Annotated in this window: 16 protein-coding genes and 2 tRNA genes; 5 read left to right on the top strand and 13 right to left on the bottom strand. The window is 73.2% G+C overall.

Annotated elements, in window-relative coordinates; translation table 11 throughout:
• The first annotated feature begins 427 nt into the window (after positions 1–427).
• Both ACQEU6_RS41125 and ACQEU6_RS41120 read left to right on the top strand, forming a co-directional pair.
• Positions 428–1,405 carry an ATP-binding cassette domain-containing protein gene (locus ACQEU6_RS41125; RefSeq protein ID WP_499339109.1) on the top strand — a complete coding sequence of 326 codons (978 nt, stop codon included), beginning with the start codon at positions 428–430 and terminating at the stop codon, positions 1,403–1,405.
• Complete coding sequence (locus ACQEU6_RS41120) at positions 1,402–2,223, top strand: ABC transporter permease (protein ID WP_499339108.1); 822 nt, start codon at positions 1,402–1,404, stop codon at positions 2,221–2,223. Before ACQEU6_RS41125 ends, ACQEU6_RS41120 begins: the two co-directional genes overlap by 4 nt.
• Positions 2,224–2,321: 98 nt before the next feature.
• On the opposite strand, the gene ACQEU6_RS41115 is transcribed toward ACQEU6_RS41120, so the two are convergent.
• Positions 2,322–5,561 carry an AfsR/SARP family transcriptional regulator gene (locus tag ACQEU6_RS41115; protein ID WP_499339107.1) on the bottom strand — a complete coding sequence of 1,080 codons (3,240 nt, stop codon included), beginning with the start codon at positions 5,559–5,561 and terminating at the stop codon, positions 2,322–2,324.
• Between the two features lie 67 nt (positions 5,562–5,628).
• On the opposite strand from ACQEU6_RS41115, the gene ACQEU6_RS41110 reads away from it, so the two are divergent.
• Entirely contained in the window at positions 5,629–5,886 is a 258-nt protein-coding gene (locus tag ACQEU6_RS41110; RefSeq protein ID WP_499339105.1) for a DUF7218 family protein, read from the top strand.
• Between the two features lie 349 nt (positions 5,887–6,235).
• Positions 6,236–7,336: a baeRF2 domain-containing protein gene (locus tag ACQEU6_RS41105; protein ID WP_499339104.1), complete on the top strand. Its 1,101-nt coding sequence runs from the start codon at positions 6,236–6,238 to the stop codon at positions 7,334–7,336.
• 47 nt (positions 7,337–7,383) lie between these two features.
• Here the strand turns inward: ACQEU6_RS41105 and ACQEU6_RS41100 are convergent.
• The 8 genes from ACQEU6_RS41100 to ACQEU6_RS41065 form a co-directional block, all read right to left on the bottom strand.
• Positions 7,384–7,456 (bottom strand) — tRNA-Ala (locus tag ACQEU6_RS41100).
• Between the two features lie 84 nt (positions 7,457–7,540).
• Entirely contained in the window at positions 7,541–7,927 is a 387-nt protein-coding gene (locus ACQEU6_RS41095) for a hypothetical protein (RefSeq protein WP_499339102.1), read from the bottom strand.
• Positions 7,928–8,041: 114 nt separating this feature from the next.
• Complete coding sequence (locus tag ACQEU6_RS41090; protein ID WP_499339101.1) at positions 8,042–8,272, bottom strand: hypothetical protein; 231 nt, start codon at positions 8,270–8,272, stop codon at positions 8,042–8,044.
• A gap of 218 nt (positions 8,273–8,490) precedes the next feature.
• Positions 8,491–8,563, bottom strand: a tRNA-Ala gene (locus ACQEU6_RS41085).
• 77 nt (positions 8,564–8,640) lie between these two features.
• Complete coding sequence (locus ACQEU6_RS41080; RefSeq protein ID WP_499339100.1) at positions 8,641–9,303, bottom strand: histidine phosphatase family protein; 663 nt, start codon at positions 9,301–9,303, stop codon at positions 8,641–8,643.
• Positions 9,296–9,709 carry a ribosome silencing factor gene (rsfS, locus tag ACQEU6_RS41075; protein WP_499339098.1) on the bottom strand — a complete coding sequence of 138 codons (414 nt, stop codon included), beginning with the start codon at positions 9,707–9,709 and terminating at the stop codon, positions 9,296–9,298. The genes ACQEU6_RS41080 and rsfS overlap by 8 nt, the downstream gene beginning before the upstream one ends.
• 145 nt (positions 9,710–9,854) lie before the next feature.
• Positions 9,855–10,454, bottom strand: coding sequence for a nicotinate-nucleotide adenylyltransferase (gene nadD, locus ACQEU6_RS41070; RefSeq protein ID WP_499339096.1), 600 nt, complete (start codon positions 10,452–10,454; stop codon positions 9,855–9,857).
• 52 nt (positions 10,455–10,506) lie between these two features.
• On the bottom strand, positions 10,507–11,793 hold the full coding sequence (locus ACQEU6_RS41065; protein ID WP_499339094.1) for a phenylacetate--CoA ligase family protein: 1,287 nt from the start codon (positions 11,791–11,793) through the stop codon (positions 10,507–10,509).
• A gap of 91 nt (positions 11,794–11,884) precedes the next feature.
• Here ACQEU6_RS41065 and ACQEU6_RS41060 point away from each other — a divergent pair, with 91 nt between their 5' ends.
• The gene (locus tag ACQEU6_RS41060; RefSeq protein WP_499339093.1) at positions 11,885–12,919 is read left to right on the top strand and encodes a M48 family metallopeptidase; all 1,035 of its coding nucleotides are present in this window, start codon (positions 11,885–11,887) and stop codon (positions 12,917–12,919) included.
• Positions 12,920–12,973: 54 nt separating this feature from the next.
• Here the strand turns inward: ACQEU6_RS41060 and ACQEU6_RS41055 are convergent, their stop codons facing one another.
• From ACQEU6_RS41055 to obgE, 4 genes are all read right to left on the bottom strand, one after another.
• Positions 12,974–14,731, bottom strand: a complete 1,758-nt coding sequence (locus ACQEU6_RS41055) for a TIGR03767 family metallophosphoesterase (RefSeq protein ID WP_499339092.1) — start codon at positions 14,729–14,731, stop codon at positions 12,974–12,976.
• Between the two features lie 64 nt (positions 14,732–14,795).
• Entirely contained in the window at positions 14,796–16,055 is a 1,260-nt protein-coding gene (locus ACQEU6_RS41050) for a glutamate-5-semialdehyde dehydrogenase (RefSeq protein ID WP_499339091.1), read from the bottom strand.
• Between the two features lie 13 nt (positions 16,056–16,068).
• Positions 16,069–17,175 (bottom strand): glutamate 5-kinase, encoded by a 1,107-nt coding sequence (gene proB, locus ACQEU6_RS41045; protein WP_499339090.1) that lies wholly within the window; start codon positions 17,173–17,175, stop codon positions 16,069–16,071.
• 114 nt (positions 17,176–17,289) lie between these two features.
• Positions 17,290–18,687: a GTPase ObgE gene (gene obgE, locus ACQEU6_RS41040; protein ID WP_499339089.1), complete on the bottom strand. Its 1,398-nt coding sequence runs from the start codon at positions 18,685–18,687 to the stop codon at positions 17,290–17,292.
• Positions 18,688–18,778: the final 91 nt, after the last annotated feature.

The raw sequence follows: 18,778 nt of genomic DNA, 5'->3' as shown, positions 1-18,778 counted from the left end.
CCCACGCGGACGACACAACACCAAGCCGAAGACTCGGAGAGATCGTTCTGTGGGAGGCGCCCTGCGGGCCGGCCACCTTGCGGTGTCCTGCATCCCGTCCTGGGCTTGCCCTTCAAGAGTACCCCGGCCCGCAGAGCCCTGCGAACCGTTTTCCTCTTTCGGTGTCCCCTGGGGCCGTCCGCCTGTCGGCGTCCCGCATCCCCTTGGGGCACCACAGACATTAGGCAGCCTCGGAGGGCCCGTCAAATCGGGATCGGCCACATGTTGGCCCGTTCGCCGAAACCTCCAGGTCATGCGCGGTTCAAGTCGGTGGCGTGAGCGTGCCGTCAGCGTCACGTCAGCGGCGGCGCGCCGGTGTCCGCGCGGTGTCAGCGCCCTGCCCCACGGTGGTGACCGTCACAGCGAAAGACTTACGGGAGGCGCCCAGATGGACGATGTGATCCGCGCGGAGGGGCTGCGGAAGCGCTTCGGGGAGACGAAGGCGCTCGACGGTGTGGACATCACCGCGCGGCGCGGCACGGTGCTCGGGGTCCTCGGGCCGAACGGGGCGGGCAAGACCACCGCGGTGCGCGTGCTGGCGACGTTGCTGAAGCCGGACGCCGGACGTGCCGAGGTGGGCGGGTACGACGTGGTCAAGGACGCGGTGCGCGTCCGCGCGAAGATCGGGCTGACCGGGCAGTACGCGTCGGTGGACGAGGAGCTGACCGGCTTCGAGAACCTCGTGATGATCGCCCGGTTGCTGGACTTCGGCCGCGCGGAGGCGAAGGCGCGGGCGCGGCGGCTGCTCGACCGCTTCCGGCTCACCGACGCGGGGGCGCGCGCCGCGAAGACGTACTCGGGCGGGATGCGCCGCCGGCTTGACCTGGCGGCCAGCCTGATCAACCACCCGGAGATCATTTTTCTGGACGAGCCGACGACCGGGCTGGACCCGCGGGCGCGCAACGAGGTCTGGGACACGGTCCGGGAGGTCGTCGCCGAAGGGGCGACGGTGCTGCTGACCACCCAGTACCTGGAGGAGGCCGACGCGCTCGCCGACCGGATCGCGGTGTTCGACCACGGGCGGGTCATCGCGGAGGGCACCTCCGACGACCTGAAGGGGCGGATCGGGCGGCAGACCCTGCTGGTCCGGACGGCCGAGCCGTTCCGCACCGCGCAGCTCAGCGCGATCGTCGCGGAACTGACCGGGGAGAGCCCGGAGGTGCAGGAGGCCACGGGCCTCGTCACGGCGCCCGTGCACGATCCGCGCCTGCTGTCGGTCCTGGTGCGGCGGCTGGACGAGGCGTCCATCGTGGCGGCGGAACTGGCGCTGCGGATGCCGAGCCTGGACGAGGTGTTCCTCACGCTGACGGGCCACCACGCCGAAGAGACCGCCTCCGAGCTCGTTACCGAGGGGAGCCTCGCATGACCGCGATCACTCTTGACGGCCGTCACTCCGCCGCTGAGCCGCCCGCGCGCATCAGCGTGCGGAGGACGCTGCGGCACGGCCTGACGCTGGCGTGGCGCAACGTCGCCCAGCTGAAGCACTCGCCGGAGAAGCTGCTGGACACGACGCTGATGCCGATCGTGTTCCTGCTGCTGTTCCTGTACGTGTTCGGCGGCGCGGTGTCCGGCGACACGCATTCCTACCTGCAGCAGCTGCTGCCGGGACTCGTCGCGCAGATGGCGATGTTCGCCACGATGGGGCTCGGGACGGCGCTGAACGAGGACATCCACAGGGGCGTCTTCGACCGGTTCCGGAGCCTTCCGATCGCTCGTTCGGCGCCGCTGCTCGGGACGGTCCTCGGGGACACGGTCCGGTTCATCACCGTGATGACGGTGCTCGTGGGGTTCGGGTCGGTGCTCGGGTTCCGGTTCCACACCGATCCGCTGTCGGTCCTGGCGGCGTTCGCGCTGGCGTACGTGTTCTACCTGGCGGTCTGCTGGATCTCCGTGCTCGTGGGGCTGGTCGCTCCGACGCCGGAGACGGTGCAGGGGCTCGCGTTCATCTGGGTGATGCCGCTGACGTTCGGCAGCAGCATCCTCGTGCCGGACACGTCCACGATGCCGGGCTGGCTTGAGGCGTGGACGAAGGTCAACCCGGTGACGCACCTGGCGGAGTCGGTGCGCGCCCTGACGGTCGGCGGCCCGGTCGGGAACCACGTCTGGTACACGCTGGCCTGGGCGGCGGGGATCGTCGTCGTCACGTTCCCGCTGGCCATGCGCATGTACTCGCGGAGGGCCTGACGCCCGGTCCGCGGGCGAGGGCGCGTCGCCCCGAGGAGTCGGTCCTCGGGGCGACGCGCCCTCGTGCGCCGGAGGCGCCGGCCGCCGCGCGGGCGCGGTCAGATGGAGGTGACCAGCCCGCCCGCCTGCTCGAAGACGTCGTCCCGCGTGACCTGCCGCCCCCGCTCGTATGCGGCGGCGAACCCCTCCTCGCCGAGGACGCCGCCGGCGAGCGACAGCGTCCGGCGGACCTCGTAGCTCGCCGCGTCGCGGTAGCCGCGCAGGTTGTGCGCCGTGCCCAGCAGTTCGGCGGCGCGCACGTGCTCCCCGCGCGCGGCGGCGTAGGCGGCGACGCCCTCGACGAGGGCCGCCACGGTCGGGTTTCCCATCATCGCGTCGTTCGGCAGGTCGCTCAGCGCCTGGACGTGCCGGCGCTTCGCGGCCTCCAGGTCGCCCTCCTCCTCCGCCAGGCAGCCCAGGCGGCTGAACGTCCTGCGGGCGGTCTGCGCGAAGTCGGGGCGGTGGACGCGCGACTCGACCCACGTGCACGCGCGGTCGGCATGGGCGTGTGCGGTCTCGCGGTCGCCTTCCAGCAGCGCGATCTCGCACAGCATGAGGGACGAGTTCGCGGCGTCGGCGAACTCGCCGATGCGCTCGGACTGGACCACGGCGCGTTCGAGGTCGGATCGGGCGCGCGCGACCTCGCCCTGCCGGGCGCGCGCCCAGGCGAGCTGGGCGAGCAGCGCGGAGCCCTGCTCGGGGCTGACGCCGCCCGTGGCGTAGCCGTGGGCCTCCTCGCCGAGGCGGACGGCCTCCGCCAGGTCGCCGCGCGCCATGGCGGTCTGCATCATCCCGCTCAGCGCGACGATCATTCCGAACCGGTCGCCCAGCTCGCGGAACCGCGCGTAGCCGTCGGCGGCCTGGACGGCGGCGTCGTCGATCTCGCCGTGGTGGATCTCCATGTGCGCGAGGATGACGCGGGCGACGGCCCGCACCCACGGGTCGGCGTGGTCGCGGATGCGGCCGAGGCTCCGCCGGACCTCCGCCATGCCCCCGCCGAACATGCTCACCGCCGTTTCGGCGAGGGCGAGCAGGGGGTACACGGGCGCCAGGGGCACCACGCCCAACGCGTCGGTCATGGCCCGGCGCAGCGACTCCTGCGTGGGCCCCGACTCCTTGGTCATCTCGGTCACCATGGCGGCGGCCATCACGCTGATGGCGTACGGCTCGTCCAGGCCGGGTGGTGCGGCGCCGCCCGCCATGTCGCGGACGACGACCGTCCAGCCGCCCGACTCGCGCTCCATGTCGCGCAGGATCCAGAACCACACCAGCCCGGCCACGAGCCGCAGGGCCGCCTCGACGTCTCCGACCTCGGTGACGTGCCGGAACACGACGGTGAAGTTCTCGCGTTCGGCGGCCAGCCGGGCGGACCAGATCAGCTGGTCACGGCGGCGCAGCTCCGGCTCGGCGCGCTCGGCGAAGCCGACCATGTAGGCGGCGTGCGCGTCGCGGACGCGGCGGGTCTCGCCGGACTCCTCCAGCCGCTCCCCCGCGTAGACGCGGACGGTCTCCAGCAGCCGGTAGCGGACGTCGGTGTCGCCGTCGGCCATCACCAGCGACTTGTCGATGAGCGCCGCGATCACGTCGATGACGTCCTGCGGGTCGGGGGCGTCCGGCGCGTCGAGGCCGCACACGCGGACGGCGGCGTCCGGCGTGGCGCCGCCGGCGAACACCGCGAGGCGGCGCAGGACGGCGCGCTCCCCCTCGTCCAGCAGCTCCCAGCTCCAGTCGACGACGGCGCGCAGGGTCCGGTGCCGGGGCAGGGCGGTGCGGCTGCCGCCGGTCAGCAGCCGGAACCGGTCGCCGAGGCGGGACGCGACCTGGCCGGGCGTGAGGGAGCGCAGCCGGGCGGCGGCGAGCTCGATCGCGAGCGGGATGCCGTCGAGCGCGCGGCAGATCGCGACGACGTCGGCGACGCTGCCGGCGTCCACGGCGAAGCCGGGGCGGACGGCGGCGGCGCGGTCGGCGAACAGCCGCACCGAGGCGTGGCCGAGGGCGTCGGCCGGGTCGGCCTCGTCCTCGGCCGGCAGCGGGAGCGACGGCACCGGGCACAGCGACTCGCCGGTGATGCCGAGCGGTTCGCGGCTGGTCGCGAGGACGCGGACGCCGTCGGCGTGCGCGACGACGTGGTCGACGAGCCGCGCGACGGCGTCGATGAGGTGCTCGCAGTTGTCGAGGACGAGCACGGCCCGCTTGGCTGCGAGGAAGTCGGTGAGCCGTTCGAGGGGCCGCACCACCACGCGGGTGGTCTCGGTGGGGCGGACGCTCTCGGGGACCGCCAGCGCCGACAGCACCGCCTGCACGACGTCGCCCGGGTCGCTCACGGGGGCGAGCGGGACGAACCACACGCCGTCCGGCATCTCGTCGAGGAGCGCGGCGGCGCTCTCGCCGGCCAGCCGCGTCTTGCCGGCGCCGCCGGGGCCGGTCAGGGTGACCAGGCGGGTCTCGCGGAGCAGCTTGCCGACCCGCTGCGACTCCTCCTCCCGTCCGACGAAGCTGGTGAGCTGCGAGGGCAGGTTGGTGCGCGCGGGCCGCGGGACGGCGGGGGGCGGCGCCGGCTCCGGCTCCGGCCGCGGGGCCGCCGTCTCGCGCCGCAGGATCGACAGGTGGACGGCGGCCAGTTCCGGGGACGGGTCGACGCCGAGGCGGTCGGCGAGGGCGCGCCGCGTCTCCTCGTACACCTCCAGGGCGTCGGCCTGGCGCCCCGCCGCGTACAGGGCGCGCATCAGCTGGCCGCGCAGGCGCTCGCGCAGCGGGTTCGCGGCGGCGAGGGGCTCCAGTTCCGCGACCGGCGGGACGGGGAGCCCCGCGGCGATCTCGGCGTCGACGCGGTCCTCCACGGCGGCGAGGCGCAGTTCCTCCAGCCGCGCGATGGTCGGGTGGGCGAACTCGGCGTCGGCGACGTCGGCGAGGGCGGGCCCGCGCCACAGCGCGAGCGCCGCGCGCAGGCCGTCCGCCCGCGCGCAGGGGTCCTCGGCGGCGCGGGCGGCGGCGACGGCCCGCTCGAACGCGACCGCGTCGATCTCGCCGGGTTCGATCCCGAGCCGGTAGCCGGCCGGGCCGTGCTCGACCAGGTCCCGTCCGGCGACGCCGCGCAGCCGGGACACGAGCGCCTGGAGCGCGTTCCCGCCGGGCGGGGCGCCCTCCCACAGGTCGTCGAGCAGCCGCTCTGCCGACACGGGGCGGCCCGCCTCGGCCGCCAACCGCACGAGGAGGGCCCGCAGCCTGCGGCCCGTGACCTCGACGGATCGCGCGGCCCCGTCCCGCACGTCGAGCGGTCCCAGGATGCCGATGCGCACGCGTGCCCCCTTCCCGGGTGCCATTGTCCCCGATGTGTGGATCTCGCGGGCCGGGTACGGGCTCCCCATGCCCAGAGCACAGATCAAGGACGAGAAGAAGTACCGGGCGCTCCGCGACAAGGGCGAGAGCAAGGAGAAGGCGGCGCGGATCGCCGACGCGTCCGCGGGCGAGGGCGAGAAGAAGGTCGGCCGCAGGGGCGGCAAGAGCCCCGCCTACGACGAGTGGACGAAGGACGACCTCATCAAGCGCGCCCGCGAGATCGGCATCGGGGGACGCTCCTCGATGAACAAGGCGGAGCTGGTCAAGGCGCTGCGCGACCACTAGCGACGCCCGGCGAGGCCGGTGCTCTCCTGCCCGACCGCCCCCGAAAGAAGGAGAGTCCATGAACGGGGTCGTCGACACCGCGCGCCGGCAGAAGGCGGAGTAGGCCGCCGGTGAGGACCGGCCGCTCGGCTCCCATCTCGGCACTTACGCCGTCACCACGGGGACGCCGGCGCTGCTCGGCCGCCGCCTCCGCGACCGCGCCCCGGAGATCGGCCTCGCCGGCGCCACGATGACCGCGGTCGCCGGGTCGGACTGGTTGCAGCTCGCCTACGCGCGGCTCCAGAAGTCCGCCGAGGGCTGACGCCACAAGCGCCACGTTTGTCACAGATACGGGGGGTACGGCGAACCCATGGATCTGGCATTCCTCAAAACGCTGTACCAACGGCCGGGCCCCTACGCGTCGGTGTACGCCGACCTCACCCGGACCACCGAGGACGCGTCCAAGGCCGCGGAGCTGCGGTGGCGGGCGCTGCGCTCGGACCTGGAGGCCCGGAGCACGCCGGACGCCACGCTCCGCGCGATCGAGCAGACCGTCCAGGAGGACATGGCGCTGCGCCGCTCCGAAGGCCTCGTGGTCTTCGCGGCGGACGGCGAGGTGGTGCACAGCGAACGCCTCCCGGGCCCGCCCCGCAGCACGCGCGCGACCCTCGCCCCGCTCCCGGACGTGCTGCCCTACCTCGTCGAGCGCGGCGAGCGGTTCCCGCATCTGCTCGCGGTCGTCGACCGGCGCGGCGGCGCGATCGACTGCGTCACGGCCGACGGGAGGCGCGAGCGCATCGAGGTGGACGGGGACGAGGACTACCCCATTCGCAAGGTCAAGGCGGGCGACTGGAACCAGTCCCGTTTCCAGCGCTCCGCGGAGAACGTCTGGAAGGGCAACGCCAAGAAGGTCGCCCACGAGATCGACAAAGCCGCGGAGCGCTGCGGCGCCGAGGCCGTCGTGATCGCCGGCGACACCCGCGCCCGGACGGCGGTCCTGGAGGAGGTCTCGGAGCACGTCCTGGAGCACACCGTCGAGGCCGACAAGAACACCACGGTCGACGACCCGGATCTCGACGTCGAACTGCGCCGCCTCCTGCGGCTGAAGTCCACCGAGCGCATCATGACCGTGGCGGAGCGCTTCGACCGGGAACTGGCCAACGGCCAGCGCGCCGTCTCCGGACTGGACGCGACGACGGAGGCCGTGCGCCAGGCCCGGGTGGAGACGCTCCTGCTGGCGGACGACCTGGACTCGCACGCCCGGCTGTGGGTCGGCCCCGACCCGTCCCAGGTCGCCACCACGGCCGAGGAGCTGCGCGAGGAGTTCGGCGTGGCCGACCCCCGCGAGGACCGCGCCGACGCCGCGCTGGTCAGAGCCGCCGCGGCGACCGACGGCGAACTGGTCGTCCTGCCCTCGGACGGCCCGGGCCCGACCCTGCACGTGGGCGCCGTCCTGCGGTTCACCGCCTGAGAAACGAAAAGGAGCGACGCCTTCGGCTGCCACTTCCGGTTCGTCTGTGGAGCTATGGGGATTCGAACCCCAGACCTCCTCCATGCCATGGAGGCGCGCTACCAACTGCGCCATAGCCCCTCGCGAGGAAAAGCTTAGTGCACGTTGGGAGCGCTCGGGACGCGCGGGCCGCGGAGGGTCGGGCCTCCGCGGCCGGCGCGCGGTTCAGCGGTTCTTCGAGGTGTAGACGTACCAGCGGTCGTTGGTCGTCGGGACATTGACGGTGAGGCTTTTGAGCCACTCGACGGAGCCGAGAGCCGTGTCTCTCTCGACCTTCTTGCCGTTCTCGTCGGTGTACTCGGTGTGGACCTCGTTGGTGTACTCGTCCTTCTGATCCTTCTGCAGCTGCGCGATGGAGCACAGGGTCCGGCCGAGGTCGGGCTGTTTCGGGAGCAGCTTGAAGGAGGACAGCACTTCGAGCGCCTTGGCGCAGTCGTCGACCTGGTGGTCGGGCGGCGGAGCGGCCTTCGCGGGAACGGTCGTCGCCGTGACGGACGCCCCGGCGACCGCTGCGGCCAGCAGCAGCCTCTTCCCGGTGAACCGGCTTCTCATGGGGTCAACCCTCATCTCGATCATGCATCGCCACGTGAGGGCCTTCCCGCATGATCGACTTGGTGAAGCGCGGTGGGGGGAAAGGTAGCCGCCGTCATGGCGAAGGCTTTGCGGTCAGCCCCACCCGAGGCGGTCGCGGACCTCGTCCGGCGCGTAGCCCCGCTGCCCGCCCTCACCGATCCACACGATCCCGTCGGCCTGCGCGACGGGCCCGACGGCATGCTCCTGCGGCATCCGCGGCTGGATGGCCAGCCGCACCTCGGCGCCGGGATCGAACCGGCGCAGCTCGTCGATGAGGTCGGCCACGGTGACCTCGCGCTTCGCCGCCCTGCGGTGTCTTCCCATACCCCGCATGAAACCATCCCCGCCCCCAAGGTCAGGCCCGCTCACGACAAGAACCCCCAGGCAGAACGGCCAAAGGGGCAACCTCGAGAAGCTGAGCCGGGAGGGGGCGTGGGGGCGGAGCCCCCACATCGGGGGTCTGGGGGTCGCCCCCCAGAAGAAACGAAGAAGGGAGTCCCCACCCACGCTTTCCGTGGGTAGAGGACTCCCAACTCCGTTCGTGGAGCTATGGGGATTCGAACCCCAGACCTCCTCCATGCCATGGAGGCGCGCTACCAACTGCGCCATAGCCCCGCCGCCGCATGGACGTTCATCCCGCGGCGCCCAGCCAGTGTATAGGACGGCCGGGGCTGGTCTCGAATCCTTTGGGGTCAGACGCCGGCGTCGGGGCGGTCGTCGCTGAGGACGGGCTCGGGGAGGGTGCCGGCGTTGTGCTCGGCGAGGCGCCAGCCGCCGCCCCGCATCTCGGTGATGACGGACCAGCAGCAGTTGGACAGGCCGCCGAGCCGTTCCCAGGTCTCCTCGGGGAGGCCGAGGAGGTGGGACATGCCGAGGCGGAGCGCGGCGCCGTGGGAGGCGACGACGATCTGGCCGGTGGGCGGCAGGTCGTCGAGGGCGCGTTCGAGCGCGGCGCCGACGCGTTTGGCGACCTGGGCGCTGGTCTCGCCGCCGGGCGGCTGCCAGGCGGCGTGCTCGGCGGGGTAGCGCTCGCGGATCTCGCGGGAGGTGAGGCCCTCCCAGGCGCCGCCGTCGCGTTCGATGAGGTCCCGGTCGTAGCCGACGGGCAGCCCGGTGACGTCGGCGAGGGCCTGGGCGGTGTCGGCGGCGCGGCGCAGCGGCGAGGCGAGCAGCGCGGTGGGGCGGAGGCCGGCGAGGAGGCGGGCGGCGCGCCGGGCCTGGGCGACGCCCGTCTCGTCGAGGGGGATGTCGGTCTTGCCCTGGAAGCGGCGTTCGACGTTCCACGCGGTCTGGCCGTGCCGCCAGAGGACGAGGCGGCGTCTGCCCGGTTCGCGGGCCGGGCGCGCGTCAGTCACTCGGGCTCCCGACGGCGCGGGCGCGCTGGGCCTGGTGGGCGGTGACGCTCTCCGGCAGGTCGATGAGGGGGCAGTCTTTCCAGAGCCGTTCGAGGGCGTAGAACATGCGGTCCTCCTCGTGCTGGATGTGCACGATGATCTCCGCGTAGTCCAGCAGGACCCAGCGGCCCTCGCGCTCGCCCTCGCGGCGGACGGGCTTGGCTTCGGCCTCCTCGCGCAGGCGCTTCTCGACCTCGTCCACGATGGCGCGGACCTGGCGGTCGTTCGGGGCCGAGCAGAGCAGGAACGCGTCGGTGATGACGAGCTGCTCGCTCACGTCGTAGGCAAGAATGTCGTCGGCCAGCTTGTCGCCCGCCGCCTCGGCGGCGATCCGGACGAGCTGCGCCGCCCTCTCGGATGCGGTCACGGTGCGCTCGCGATCCTCCCTGTAGGGGTCGTCTCCGCCTCCACCTTCTCACGTGCGACGGACGATCGACCTCTTTGTTGTTGTTCGGCCGCAATGGCGGATGCGGCCCCGGTCTCCATCCAGAATATGTGGCCGCGGCGCCGGGTCAGGCGGTACCGCGGTAGAGGCCCCGCTTGTTGATGTACTGGACGATCCCGTCCGGGACGAGGTACCAGATGGGTTCGCCGCTGCCGACCCGTTCGCGGCACTCCGTGGAGGAGATCGACAGGGCGGGCACCTCCATGAGGGAGACGCGCCCGTCAGGCAGCCCGGGGTCGGCGAGCCGGTGCCCGGGGCGGGTGACGCCGATGAAGTGGGCGAGTTCGAACAGCTCGTCGGTGTCGTGCCAGGTGAGCATCTTCTCCAGCGCGTCCGCGCCGGTGATGAAGAACAGGTCGGCGTCCGGGCCCTGGATCTCGCGCATGTCGCGGAGCGTGTCGACGGTGTAGGTGGCGCCGGGCCGGTCGATGTCGATGCGGCTGACGGAGAAGCGCGGGTTGGACGCCGTGGCGATCACGGCCATGAGGTAGCGGTCCTCGGCGGCGGCGACCTTGGCGCCCTCCTTGTGGGCCGAGATGCCGGTGGGCACGAACACGACCTCGTCCAGGGAGAAGAAGTGCGCGACCTCGCTGGCGGCCACGAGGTGCCCGTGGTGGATCGGGTCGAACGTGCCGCCCATGATCCCCAGTCGCCGCTTTTGCGTCATAGCGACGACAATAGCCAGCCGGCCGGCGTCCGGAACGTCCGCCCCCGGCGGCTCAGGCGAGGCCGGGCAGCGGCGGGTCGCCGTCCTCCCAGGTCACGACGCGCACGGCCTTGCCCACCTCGACCCTCGGCACGGTGCCCTCGGGCAGCACCGCGACCTCGGCGGTGAGGCCGAGCGTCTCGTACAGGGCGTGGACGAGGGCGGTCCGCGGGTCGCCGGCCAGCGCCTCGCAGGCGACGAGGAGCCGCGCGGCGGCGCTGCGCCGGTCCACGACGAGCTGGTAGTGCGGCCGGACGAGCCCGGAGCCGAGCAGGACCCGCTCGACCTCGCTCGGGTACACGTTCACGCCCCGGACGACGATCATGTCGTCGGCCCGGCCGAGGATCTTGCTCATCCGCACCAGGGTCCGTCCGCAGGCGCACTCGCCGCGGGTGAGGGACGCGATGTCGCCCGTCCGGTAGCGCAGCAGCGGCAGCGCCTGCTTGGTGGGGGTGGTGAAGACGAGCTCGCCGGGGGCGCCGTCCTCGACGGGGGCGCCGGTGGCGGGGTCGACGGCCTCGACGACGAAGTGGTCCTCGTTGACATGCAGGCCGTCCTGCTCCAGGCATTCGGTGGCCACGCCGGGCCCGATGACCTCCGACAGCCCGTAGACGTCCATCGCCTTGATCGGCAGGACGTCCTCGATGGCCGCGCGCAGCTCCTCCGACCAGGGCTCGGCGCCGAAGAGCCCCGCCTTGAGCGACGTCGCGTCGATCCCGGCCTCGGCGACGGCCTCCCCCAGCCGCAGCGCGTACGCGGGGGTGCAGGTGAGGACGTCGGGGCGGAGGTCGGCGAGCATGCGCACCTGCCGTTCGGTCATGCCGCCCGACATCGGCACCACGGTCGCGCCGAGCGCCACGGCCCCCTGGTGGATGCCGATCCCGCCGGTGAACAGCCCGTACCCGTAGGCGTTGTGGACGACGCTGCCCGGCGACGCCCCCGCGCACGACAGGGAGCGCGCGCACATCGCCGCCCACAGGTCGAGATCGGCCCTGGTGTAGGCGACGAGCGTCGGGCGCCCCCGCGTCCCGCTGGACCCGTGCACGGCGGCGACCTGGTCGCGCGGCACGGCGAGCATCCCGAACGGGTAGTGGTCCCAGAGGTCCTGCTTGGTGGTGAACGGGAGGTCGCGCAGCCCCGCGAGCGTCACGTCGGCGCCGCGCCCGACCCCGGCCGCCCGGAGCCGCCGCCCCTGCACGCCGTCCGCCGCCAGGAGCCGGTCGACCAGCCCCCACACGCGGTGCCGCTGCAGCGCGGCGCGCTCGTCGAGGGACATCGCCTCGGCCTTCGGGTCGAACATGCCTGCCTCCCGGGCGCGGCCAGAGCCGGACGGAGCCCCCGCGGCGGGGAACCCTGCGGCACGGTGAATCGTCGGAACTACCATGCCAGACATGACGGAGAACACACCGGATCGAGCACGTACGCGGTTCCCGGGGATCAGTTCCCGGGCCTACGAACACCCGGCGGACCGTTCGGCGCTCGTGGCGCTGCGCTCGCTCTCCGGGTTCGACGTCGTGCTGCGCAAGCTGTCGGGGCTGGTCAACGAGCGGTCCCTGCGACTGATGTTCCTCGGCGGGACGGTGCGCGTCGGGGAGGACCAGTTCCGCCACATCTACGACATGGTCCGCGACGCCTCCTACATCCTGGACATGCCGGAGGTCCCCGAGCTGTACGTGCGGCAGGACCCGACGCCGAACGCGATGGCGCTCGGGTCCGACCATCCGTTCATCGTGCTGAACACCGGCCTGATCGACCTGCTGGACGAGGAGGAGCTGCGCTTCGTCGTCGGGCACGAGGTCGGGCACATCCTGTCCGGGCACGCGGTGTACCAGACGATGATGCAGATCCTGCTGCAGCTCGGGGCGCGGCTGGCGTGGCTGCCGCTCGGCAACGTGGGGATCGCGGCGATCATCATCGGGCTGCGGGAGTGGTTCCGGAAGGCCGAGCTGTCGTCGGACCGGGCCGGGCTGCTCGCCGGGCAGGACCTCGACGCGGCCAAGCGGGTGAACATGAAGCTCGCGGGCGGGACGCGGCTCGGCGAGATGAGCAGCGAGGCGTTCCTGCAGCAGGCGCGCGAGTACGACGCGGCCGGCGACGTGCGGGACGGGGTGCTGAAGTTCATGAACCTGCTCGGGCAGTCGCACCCGTTCGCGGTGATCCGGTTCGCCGAGATCGAGCAGTGGGCGCGCAGCGGCGAGTACGAGCGCATCCTGGCCGGGGACTACGCGCGCCGGGAGGACGACGGCAACGCGTCGGTCCGCGACGGGATCAAGGAGGCCGCCCAGTCCTACCGCGAGTCGTGGGAGCGGACGGCCGACCCGTTCGTGGGCAAGGTCCGCGACATGGCCGACGCCGCGGCGGGCGCGGCCGGCGGGCTGTTCGACCGGTTCACCCGGCGCGACGACGGGCCCACGTCCGGCAACTGACCGGGCACCGGGCCGGGGCCGCCGCGACACGGACGCGGCGGCCCTTCGCCGTCCTCAGAAGGGGGCCGGGACCAGGAGCTCGACGTTGCGGTCGGCGGCCTCGCCGCGGCGGTCCTCCTCGCGGTCCTGCCAGTCGTTGCCCGCCAGTTCCCGGGACAGCGACGCCAGCCTGACCGGGTCGGTGAGGCGGCCGCCGTGGGAGGCGGGCCCGGCGGAGTCGAGGACCGTCGCGAAGACCGAGAGGGTGCCGTCGCCGTTGTCGGCCAGTTCGACGATGCGGCTCTGCTGCGGGAAGTCGATGTGCGCGGCCGTGTTGACCTCCCAGAAGCCCCCGCCGCCCTTGCGCGCGTGCGGGATGACCTGGTTGCGGTGCGTGTGGCCGTTCACCCACAGGACGACGTTCGGGTAGCGCAGCAGGAGCGCCTCGACCTCGTCGCCGAGGACGCGGTCGCCGCCGAGCGGGTTCTCCAGCGAGCCGATGGGGTGGTGGCTGAACAGGACGAACAGCCGGTCCCTCACCGCCTTCCTCACGACGGAGCCGTCGGGTGCGAGGGAGCGGCCGCTGCCGGCCCTGAGCTGCGCCTCCAGCCACGCGAACTGCTTCCTGTCGAGCGAGCCCTCGGAGTAGCCGTTGGGGTTGACGGTGTCGAGGACGAGGCCGCGCACGACGCCCTTGTCGAAGGCGTAGTAGGCCGTCCCGTCGCGGAGGTTGGCGGGGGTGAAGCCGTGGCCGCGCAGGGACGCGGTGGTCGTGAAGTGCTCGGCGACGACCTCGGCGCGCGACAGCATGCGGCGGTTCGGGTCGGGGGTCACCGGGCGGAACAGGCCCCCCGCGCCGCCCTGCTCGCGGCTGAGGCGGACGAGTTCGGCGGCGTCGCCCCCGCTCATCATGCGGGCGAGGCGCTCGGCCTGGCCGGCGTCCGCCGGGGCGCCGATCTTGATGCCGCCGGTGGCGAGGCCGGAGACCAGCGGGTTCACCGGCAGGTTGCCCTGGATGAGCCCGTCGTGGTTGCCGAACGCGGCCAGCCACGGCGCGCGGAGGCCGGTCGCCCGGAAGGGGCGGCGCGCGGCGTCGATCAGGCCGTGCACGCGCGGGAAGCCGTACCCGGTGCTCGGCAGGTCGGCCTCGGCGCCGGGCGGCGGTCCCTCGGGGTGCCAGAACGAGCGGTCGTAGGACGCCCAGTCCATGACGCCCTCGTAGCGTTTCGGGTCGCCGGAGTCGGGGCTGACGCGTCCGCCGTCCAGCAGGTCGATGATCCAGCGGAGCTCGTTGTACTGGACGTTGTCGGCGGCGTCGCCGGTGTTGATGGTGAAGGCGAGGCCGAGCCCGGTCGCCGGTCCGCGGCCGACCCGGTTCACCGCCTGGACCATGGCCTCGGCGACCTGCGTGGACAGGATCTCCTGCGGCCGGTAGGCGCCCTCGACCGGCAGGAGGTCCAGGCCGTCCTTGAGCCGGTCGACGAACTCGACGCGGGCCGGGGACTGGGCGTCGATGATGTGGACGTCGGTGAGGTGGCCGAACGCCAGGATGCCGCGGCGGGTGGCGGCCCGGCGCGCCGAGGCGGCGCCGCCGAGGTCGCGGCGCAGCAGGTGCGGCTCACCCGGACCGGTGGTCACCTTGCGGTAGCCGCCGGCGCCCGCGGCGCCGAGCAGGTAGGTCCGGTCGAGGGTGGTGCCCGCGGCGGGACCGCGCAGCGCGGGCGCCGCCGCGGCGGCGGGACGCGCGGGGAAGGCGGCCAGTCCGGTGGTGGCGATCCCCGCGCCGAGGGCGGCGCCCCGCAGGACGCGACGGCGGCTGTACTGACGAGTCACAATCGTGAATCAGACCACAGCCGTCCACGTGACATCAATGGCAAAACTGTCACAAATCCGGACCTCAGCCGCGCACGTGCCCTTCCCCGGTCACCACGTACTTGGTGGACGTCAGCTCCGGCAGCCCCATCGGGCCGCGGGCGTGCAGCTTCTGCGTCGAGATGCCGATCTCCGCGCCGAACCCGAACTCCTCGCCGTCGGTGAAGCGCGTCGAGGCGTTCACCATCACGGCCGCCGAGTCGACCAGCGCGACGAACCGCTTCGCGGCCGGCTGGGACGTGGTGACGATCGCCTCGGTGTGCCCCGAGCCGTACCGGCGGATGTGCGCGACGGCGTCGTCGAGGGAGTCCACCACGCGGGCGGCGATGTCGAGCGAGAGGTACTCGGCGTGCCAGTCGTCCTCGGTCGCCTCCACGACGTCGCCGCCGAAGGAGCGGATCCGGTCGTCGCCGTGCACCGTGACGCCGGCGCTCTTCAGCGCCTCAAGCGCGCGCGGGACGAACGCGTCGGCGATGTCGGCGTGCACCAGGAACGTCTCGGCGGCGTTGCACACCGAAGGACGCTGCGTCTTGGCGTTCAGGAGGATGTCCACGGCCATGTCGACGTCGGCGGCGGCGTCCACGTACACCGCGCAGTTCCCGACGCCCGTCTCGATCACCGGGACGGTCGACTCCTCCACCACCGAGTTGATCAGCGAGGCGCCGCCGCGCGGGATCAGCACGTCCACCAGGCCGCGCGCCCGCATCAGGTGCTTCACCGACTCGCGGGACGTGCCCGGGACGAGCTGCACCGCGTCCGGCGGGACCTCGGTCCCGGTGAGCGCGCCCTGCATCACCTCGACCAGCACGGTGTTGGAGCCGTACGCCGACGACGAGCCGCGCAGCATCGCCACGTTCCCGCTCTTCAGGCACAGCGCGGCGGCGTCCACGGTCACGTTCGGGCGGCCCTCGTAGATGATCCCGACGACGCCGAGCGGCACCCGCACCTGGCGCAGCTCCAGCCCGTTCGGCAGCACGTTCCCGCGCACCGACTCCCCCACCGGGTCCGGCAGCGCGGCGACCTTCCGGACCGCGTCGGCGATCGCGGCGATCCGCTCCTCCGACAGGCTCAGCCGGTCGATCATGTACTCGGAGGTGCCGTTCCCGCGGGCTCGCGCGACGTCGGCCTCGTTCGCCTTGACGATCTCCGGGGCGGCGGTGACCAGGGCGTCCGCGATGCGGTGCAGCGCCGCGTCCTTCGCCGACCGCGGCAGCGGGGCCAGCCCGGCGGCGGCCTCCCTGGCGCGCCGCGCCACCCGCAGGAACTCCTCGCGCTCGTCGCTCATCAGCAGGCTCCCGTCATCGCAGTATCACCAGATGGTCGCGGTGGATTATCTCGCGTTCGTACTCGGCGCCCAGCTCCCGGGCCAGCCAGCGCGTCGAGCGCCCCATCAGTTCGGGGATCTCGGACGCGTCGTAGTTCACCAGGCCGCGCGCGACGACCTCGCCGCCGGCGGCGCACAGGTCGACCGGGTCGCCCGCGGCGAAGTCGCCGTCCACGCCCGTCACTCCGGCCGGGAGCAGGGACGTCCGGCGCCGCACGACCGCCTCGACCGCGCCCGCGTCCAGCATGACGCGGCCCTGGCCCGTCGTCGCGTGCGCCAGCCACAGGTTGCGGGTCGACATCCGGCGGCCCTCGGCCGGATGGAACAGCGTCCCGACCTGGTCGCCGGAGAGCGCGCGCGCCGCGGACGCGGCGTTGGTCAGCACGACGGGGATGCCCGCGATCCTGGCCGCCTCGACCTTCGTGACCATGCCGCCGGTGCCGACCCGGCCCGAGCCGCCGAGCTCGACGTCGCGAAGGTCGTCCGGTCCGCGCACGTCGTCGACGCGGCGGGCGCCGGGACGGCGCGGGTCCCCGGTGTAGAGCGCGTCCACGTCCGAGAGCAGGACCAGCGCGTCCGCGCGGATCAGGTGCGCCACGAGCGCGGCCAGCCGGTCGTTGTCGCCGAACCGGATCTCGTCGGTGGCGACGGTGTCGTTCTCGTTCACGATCGGCAGGACGCCCATGGCGAGCAGCTGCCCGAGGGTGCGCTGCGCGTTGCGGTGGTGCGAGCGGCGCATCATGTCGTCGGCGGTGAGCAGCACCTGCCCGACCGTCAGCGCGTACCGGGCGAACGAGGAGGTGTAGCGGGCGAACAGCAGGCCCTGCCCGACGCTCGCCGCCGCCTGCTGGGTCGCGAGGTCTGGGGGCCGGCGCGTCAGCCCGAGCGGGCCGAGCCCCGCCGCGATCGCGCCGGACGACACGAACACGATGTCGGTGCCCTCGCCGCGGCGGGTGGCGAGCACGTCCACCAGCGCGTCGATGCGGTTCGCGGCGATCGTGCCCTGCGGCGTGGTCAGCGAGGACGAGCCCGCCTTCACCACGATCCGCCGCGCCTTCGCGACCGCCTCACGCCCACTCATGACCAGCTCCGCTCATGCCCTGCTCGATGCGGGGAGACGCCCCGCACTCCGGTTCTCCTTGTTCAACCCTGCCCCCGCGGGGAACGGCTTCCGCGCTCCCGGACCTCTCCGCCCCTAGGACCAGCCGTCGAGGCGGCGGTCGGTGCCGCGCGGGCCCCGCACGCCGTCGCCCGCCGCGACCTCCGGCTCCCAGTCGAAGACGATCGAGTCGTCCATGGTGCCGATCAGGACGGTGGCGCCCGCGCTGGCGCCCGCCTGTCCGAGCGCGTCCTCCACGCCGAGCCGGGCGAGGCGGTCGGCGAGGTAGCCGACGGCCTCCTCGTTGGCGAAGTCGGTCTGGCGCAGCCACCGGACGGGCTTCACGCCGGTGATCAGGTAGGTGTTGTCGCCGAGGGTCCTGACCTCGAAGTCGGTGTCCCCGCCGACCGGCTCGGGCCGGATGACGATGCGGGTGGGCTCCGCCGCCGGCAGTGAGGCGCGGTACTCCGAGACCATCGCCGCCATCGCGAACGACAGCTCCCGCAGGCCCTCGTGCGACGCCGCCGACACCTCGAACACCCGCAGGCCCCGGGCCTCGAACTCGGGCCGCACCATCTCGGCGAGCTCGCGGCCGTCCGGCACGTCGACCTTGTTCAGCACGACGACGCGGGGGCGGTCCGACAGCGGGCGGTCGCCCAGCACCCGGTCGTAGGCCTGGAGTTCGCGCTCGATGACCTCGAAGTCGCTGACCGGGTCGCGGCCCGGCTCCATCGTCGCGCAGTCGAGGACGTGCGCGAGGGTGGAGGAGCGCTCGATGTGGCGCAGGAAGTCCAGGCCGAGGCCGCGGCCCTCGCTGGCGCCCTCGATCAGGCCCGGCACGTCCGCGACCGTGAACGTCGTGTCGCCCGCGCTCACCACGCCGAGGTTCGGGATCAGCGTCGTGAACGGGTAGGCGGCGATCTTCGGCTTGGCCGCCGACAGCGCGGCGATCAGCGACGACTTGCCCGCGCTGGGGAACCCGACGAGCGCGACGTCGGCGACGCTCTTCAGTTCGAGGACGACGTCGCGCTCCTCCCCAGGCTCGCCGAGCAGCGCGAAACCGGGCGCCTTGCGCTTGGCCGTCGCCAGCGCCGCGTTCCCGAGGCCGCCGCTGCCGCCCTTGGCGATCACGAACCGGGTGCCCTCGCCGACCAGGTCCGCGAGGACGGTGTCGCCCGACTTCACGACGGTGCCGTCGGGGACGGCCAGGATCACGTCGTCGCCGTCCGCGCCCGTCCGCAGGCTGCCCTGGCCCGGCCTGCCGTTGCCCGCCTTGCGGTGCGGGCGCCGGTGGTATTCGAGGAGGCTCGCGGCGCCCGAGTCGACCATCAGGACGACGTCGCCGCCGCGGCCGCCGTTGGCGCCGTCCGGGCCGCCGAGCGGCTTGAACTTCTCGCGGTGGATCGAGGCGCAGCCGTTGCCGCCGTTGCCCGCCGCGACGTGCAGCACCACCCGGTCGACGAACTGCGCGCCCGATCCCGCTCCAACGGCCACGGTGACTCTCCTCAGGGAACCTTGGTAAGAACGGCGAAGGGGCGGACCGGAAACGGTCCGCCCCTTCGAACAAAAGTCGCTGCCCCTGGCG

Origin of the sequence: Spirillospora sp. CA-108201 (genome assembly GCF_050936235.1) — a bacterium.
In the GTDB taxonomy this organism is placed as follows: domain Bacteria; phylum Actinomycetota; class Actinomycetes; order Streptosporangiales; family Streptosporangiaceae; genus Spirillospora.
Note: the sequence above shows the minus strand (reverse complement) of the source record. Positions and strands in the feature narration are given on the sequence as shown.

Coding starts and splice junctions, on each gene's coding strand:
- nadD (WP_499339096.1), bottom strand. CDS start 10,454: ATGACGCAAAAGCGGCGACTGGGGATCATGGGCGGCACGTTCGACCCG.
- ACQEU6_RS41095 (WP_499339102.1), bottom strand. CDS start 7,927: ATGAGAAGCCGGTTCACCGGGAAGAGGCTGCTGCTGGCCGCAGCGGTC.
- ACQEU6_RS41090 (WP_499339101.1), bottom strand. CDS start 8,272: ATGGGAAGACACCGCAGGGCGGCGAAGCGCGAGGTCACCGTGGCCGAC.
- ACQEU6_RS41050 (WP_499339091.1), bottom strand. CDS start 16,055: ATGAGCGACGAGCGCGAGGAGTTCCTGCGGGTGGCGCGGCGCGCCAGG.
- ACQEU6_RS41060 (WP_499339093.1), top strand. CDS start 11,885: ATGACGGAGAACACACCGGATCGAGCACGTACGCGGTTCCCGGGGATC.
- ACQEU6_RS41120 (WP_499339108.1), top strand. CDS start 1,402: ATGACCGCGATCACTCTTGACGGCCGTCACTCCGCCGCTGAGCCGCCC.
- ACQEU6_RS41065 (WP_499339094.1), bottom strand. CDS start 11,793: ATGTTCGACCCGAAGGCCGAGGCGATGTCCCTCGACGAGCGCGCCGCG.
- proB (WP_499339090.1), bottom strand. CDS start 17,175: ATGAGTGGGCGTGAGGCGGTCGCGAAGGCGCGGCGGATCGTGGTGAAG.
- ACQEU6_RS41125 (WP_499339109.1), top strand. CDS start 428: ATGGACGATGTGATCCGCGCGGAGGGGCTGCGGAAGCGCTTCGGGGAG.
- ACQEU6_RS41105 (WP_499339104.1), top strand. CDS start 6,236: ATGGATCTGGCATTCCTCAAAACGCTGTACCAACGGCCGGGCCCCTAC.
- ACQEU6_RS41110 (WP_499339105.1), top strand. CDS start 5,629: ATGCCCAGAGCACAGATCAAGGACGAGAAGAAGTACCGGGCGCTCCGC.